4 protein-coding genes are annotated in these 4777 nt (G+C 57.7%); 3 read left to right on the top strand and 1 reads right to left on the bottom strand.

What is annotated here, in order from left to right; all coding sequences use genetic code 11:
* From ACRC1E_RS00685 to ACRC1E_RS00675, 3 genes are all read left to right on the top strand, one after another.
* Positions 1–1417: TRAP transporter large permease (locus tag ACRC1E_RS00685; RefSeq protein WP_438513186.1), on the top strand; the 1417-nt coding region annotated here is incomplete at its 5' end.
* 61 nt (positions 1418–1478) lie between these two features.
* Positions 1479–2567, top strand: a complete 1089-nt coding sequence (locus ACRC1E_RS00680) for a TRAP transporter substrate-binding protein (RefSeq protein ID WP_438513185.1) — start codon at positions 1479–1481, stop codon at positions 2565–2567.
* Positions 2568–2740: 173 nt separating this feature from the next.
* The gene (locus tag ACRC1E_RS00675) at positions 2741–3826 is read left to right on the top strand and encodes a TRAP transporter substrate-binding protein (protein WP_438513184.1); all 1086 of its coding nucleotides are present in this window, start codon (positions 2741–2743) and stop codon (positions 3824–3826) included.
* A 49-nt stretch (positions 3827–3875) separates the two neighbouring features.
* On the opposite strand, the gene ACRC1E_RS00670 is transcribed toward ACRC1E_RS00675, so the two are convergent.
* A partial coding sequence (locus ACRC1E_RS00670) for a DUF445 family protein (protein WP_438513183.1) occupies positions 3876–4777 on the bottom strand: 902 nt, incomplete at its 5' end.

Genomic DNA, 4777 nt, shown 5'->3' with positions numbered 1-4777 from the left:
CTTTGCCCTGTCTGCTGTCGGGCTACTGTTCAGCTGGATAGGCATCCACTTCGACTTGCTCAAGCCTGAACTCTTGCAGGCATTGCCGCGCCAAGTGTTCGACATCATGCGCAACGATACCCTGCTGGCGATTCCATTCTTTACCTTTATGGGACTGATACTGGAACGCTCGGGCATGGCCGAAGCCATGCTGGACACCATCGGCCAGCTATTTGGCCGGGTGCGCGGCGGTATTGCCTATGCAGTCATTTTCGTTGGTGCCCTGCTGGCTGCAACCACCGGCGTGGTCGCCGCTTCGGTGATCTCGATGGGCCTGATCTCGCTGCCCATCATGCTGCGTTACGGTTACGACCAAAGAGTGGCGACCGGCGTGATTGCAGCATCCGGCACGCTGGCCCAGATCATCCCGCCTTCGCTGGTTCTGATCGTACTGGCCGACCAGCTTGGCACCTCGGTAGGCGACATGTATGCGGCCGCCATGCTGCCGGGCCTGTTGCTGTGTCTTTTCTACGCCTTATATATATTCGGCGTCAGCGTATTCAGGCCACAGTGGGTACCGGCCTTGCCGGAAGAAGCACGCACTTTGCGCGGCAACAAGCTGCTGCTGCGGGTACTACTGGTGATGGTGCCGCCGCTATTGCTGATTTTCCTGGTACTGGGCACGATCTTCCTCGGCATTGCCACCCCGACTGAAGGGGGTGCCATGGGTGCGGTGGGCGCCATCATCCTGGCCCTGATCAACCGTAAACTGGATGTCGGTCTACTCAAACAGGCGATGGAGTCCACCCTCAAGCTGACGACTTTTGTCGTGTTCATCCTGATTGGCGCACGCGTATTCCGTATCGCCTTCTTGGGTGTCAACGGCGACCAGTGGGTCGAGCATCTGCTGGTCTCCTTGCCCGGCGGCGAAGTCGGTTTCCTGATCGCCGTGAACATCATGGTCTTCTTCCTCGCCTTCTTCCTCGACTTCTTCGAGATTGCCTTCATTCTGGTACCGCTACTGGCGCCGGTGGCACAGAGTCTGGGCATAGATCTGGTGTGGTTTGGTGTCATTCTTGCCGTCAACATGCAGACCTCGTTCATGCATCCGCCTTTCGGCTTTGCCTTGTTCTACCTGCGTAGCGTGGCAAGCAAGGAAGTCAAGAGCAGCAATATCTACAAGGGTGCCATTCCTTATGTGCTGATCCAGATCGTGATGATCGGACTGGTCATCGCCTTCCCGCAGCTCACCACGGTATTCCGCGACAAGGAAATCGTCATCGACGAATCCAAGTCCGAACAGGTACTGGAGCAGTTATCCATCGACAATGCCGCTTTGCCTGAGAATGCAGTGCCGGCCGATAGCGATGCCTCGGCGGCAAGCAGCGAAACCGCCGACGATGGCGCAGCACTGCTCAAGCAGTTGTCCGGCCAATAACAATGACCGTACCGGCCTATGGCTGGTACGGCACGACATACCCCTACCAAAGGAGAAAACCGTGGAAAGACGTTCCTTCCTCAAAAAAGCCGGTGTAGCCGGCGCGGCAGCCGTTGCCGTCAGTGCGCCGGCGCTGGCGGCCGATACGCCTGTGATCCGCTGGCGCATGGCGTCCAGCTTTCCCAAGAGCCTGGACACCATTTATGGTGCCGGCGAACGCATGGCCAAGCGTATTTCCGAGCTGACCGGCGGCAAGTTCCAAATCCGCGTGTTTCCGGCCGGTGAAATTGCTCCGGGCAACCAAGTGCTGGATGTGGTGCAAAACGGCACCGTAGAATGCGGCCACACCGCCGGCTACTACTATGTCGGCAAGAACAAGGCGTTTGCCTTTGACACGTCCTTGCCTTTCGGTTTGACCTCCCGTCAGCAGAACGCATGGCTGTATTATGGTGGTGGTCTCAAGGCGATGCGCGAACTGTACGCGCAGTACAACATCGTCAACTTCCCGGGCGGCAACACCGGTTGCCAAATGGGTGGCTGGTTCCGCAAAGAAGTGAAGTCCATCGCCGACCTCAAGGGTCTGAAGATGCGCATTCCGGGCTTTGGCGGCGAGATCATGGCCAAGATGGGCGCGATTCCGCAGTCACTGCCGGCCGGCGACATCTACCCGGCGCTGGAAAAGGGCACCATTGACGCCACCGAATGGGTCGGCCCTTACGACGACGAGAAGCTGGGCTTCTATAAAGTCGCACCGTTCTACTACTACCCTGGCTTCTGGGAGCCGGGTCCTACCCTGTCGTTCTACGTCAACAGCAAGCAGTGGGCCAAGCTGCCCAAGGAGTACCAGCAAGCGTTTGAAGTAGCTTCAGCAGAAGCCAATCTGACCATGCTGGCACAGTACGACGCGCAGAACCCGCAGGCGCTGGTGCGTTTGCTACAAAAGGGTGTCAAGCTGAAGAAGTATCCGGCAGACATCATGAAGGCGGCCCAGACCGTCGCCTTCGATCTGTACGAGGAAGAGGCGAAGAAAAACCCGGCCTTTGCCAAGATTTACGGCCCGTGGAAGAAATTCCGCGCCCTGGAGCATGGCTGGTTCAATCTGGCCGAGCAGGGCATGGAAAGCTTCATGTATACCAATCGCAGCAAATAAACGACAAACGGGGCCAGGGATGGCCCCGTTTTTATTTATTAAGCACATTTAAATTAGATTAATTATTCTATGTGATAAATTAAAACACTGAAACCAAGCCATGCGGCAGAAGACCGCAGGCGGATAAGCACAGGGTATGCAAATAGGTGCATACCCATCAAAAGGAGAAAACGATGGAGAGACGTTCCTTTCTGAAAAAAGCCGGTGCCACGGGTATTGCCGCTGCCGCGATCAGCGCACCCGCGCTCGCAGCAGAAGGCCCGACCGTGCGCTGGCGCCTGGCATCCAGCTTCCCCAAGAGCCTGGATACCATCTATGGCGCGGCCGAGCAGTTGTCCAAGCGCGTATCGGAGCTGACCGGCGGCAAGTTCCAGATCCGCGTATTTCCGGGCGGCGAGATCGCACCGGGCAATCAGGTTCTGGACGTGGTGCAAAATGGCACCGTCGAATGCGGTCACACCGCCAGCTACTACTATGTCGGCAAGAACAAAGCCTTCGCTTTTGACACCTCCCTGCCCTTCGGCCTGACTGCACGCCAGCAAAACGCATGGCTGTACTACGGTGGCGGCATGAAGGCGATGCGTGAATTATTCGCCCAATACAATATCGTGAACTTCCCCGGCGGCAATACCGGTTGCCAGATGGGCGGCTGGTTTCGCAATGAGGTGAAGGATCTGGCCGGTTTGAAGGGCCTGAAGATGCGCATTCCGGGCTTCGGCGGCGAGATCATGGCCAAACTTGGCGCCATTCCGCAGTCCATTCCCGGTGGCGACATTTATCCGGCGCTGGAAAAAGGCACCATCGACGCCACCGAATGGGTAGGCCCTTACGACGACGAAAAGCTCGGTTTTTATAAAGTTGCCAAGTTCTATTACTACCCGGGCTTCTGGGAGCCGGGCCCGAATTTGTCGTTCTACGTCAATGCCAAGGAATGGGCCAAGTTGCCCAAGGAATACCAGCAGGCGTTCGAAGTGGCCTCAGCCGAGGCCAACCTGTTGATGCTTGCCGAGTACGATGCCAAAAACCCGCAGGCACTGGTCGCCCTGCTGCAAAAAGGTGTCAAGCTGAAGAAGTACCCGGCCGATATCATGAAGGCCGCGCACACCGAGGCATTCAAGCTGTATGAGGAAGAGGCCGCCAAGAACCCGGCCTTCGCCAAGATCTACGGCCCGTGGAAGAAGTTCCGCGCCATGGAGCACGGCTGGTTCAACCTGGCCGAGCAAGCCATGGAAAGCTTTATGTACAGCAACAAGAAGTAAAGCTGCAAGCAACAAGCCGGAGCCTGTATCCGGCTTGTTGCCTCCATACTCAGGCGTGCAGCAAACGGGACAGCGAAAATAGCACCAAGCCTATTATGCCGCCGACCAGCGTGCCGTTGATGCGGATATATTGCAGATCGCGGCCTATGGCCAACTCGATGCGCGAACTGACTTCCACCGGACTCCAGCTATCGAGCTTGTCGGAAATAAAGATGGCGACGCTGGTGCGATAGTAGCCGACAAACGCGGGCAATAAGGCCAGCAAACGGCGATTGAGACGCCCCTGCAACTTGTCGTCTTTACGCAAACGCTCGCCAAAAGTCTGCACCAGACTATGGCAGCCATTGGCAAGCTGCGAATCCGGACGCCGGCTATCCTGTGCCAGCCACGCTTTCAGACCCAGCCACAACTGCTCAAGCACCGGATCCAAAGCCGGATCAGAGGCCAGCGCCGCCACGGTTTTTGCCACTTTTGCGCGCCAGCGCACATCACCCTTTAATCGAAGCGCACACTCGGCCAGATAGACATCCACCGCCTCGCGCCACGGATGCGCGGCATCCTGCGCCGCAGCGTTTAATTCATCCTGCAAGCGCCCGACCAGACGCTCGGCGCCCGAGCGCACCAAAGGGCGCAGAGTCCCGCCGAGAGACACGCCCATCACCCTCACCTCTTCCAGATGCAAGGCCTCGGTCAGCACAACGGCAATCCGTTCGCGCACCACCTCGTCATCCAGTTTGCGCACCACACCGGCAAGCACAGCATCGACCAGTTCATGCTGACGCCCTTGCGCCAGCAGCGTATCCAGCGCACGCGCGGATAGCGTAGCCACATCCAGTGCAGCCATGATTGCAGTCATGCGACTGCCTAGCAATTGGCTCAGAACACGACTTTCCAGCGAAGAAATGACAGCCACCAGCGCATGGGCCAATGTCTGGGCGATGCGTGGCGACA

Origin of the sequence: Craterilacuibacter sp. (assembly GCF_051659485.1) — a bacterium.
Classification (GTDB): Bacteria; Pseudomonadota; Gammaproteobacteria; order Burkholderiales; family Chromobacteriaceae; genus Craterilacuibacter.
The sequence above is the reverse complement of the archived record's forward strand: the minus strand, read 5'-3'. Positions and strand labels throughout refer to the sequence as shown.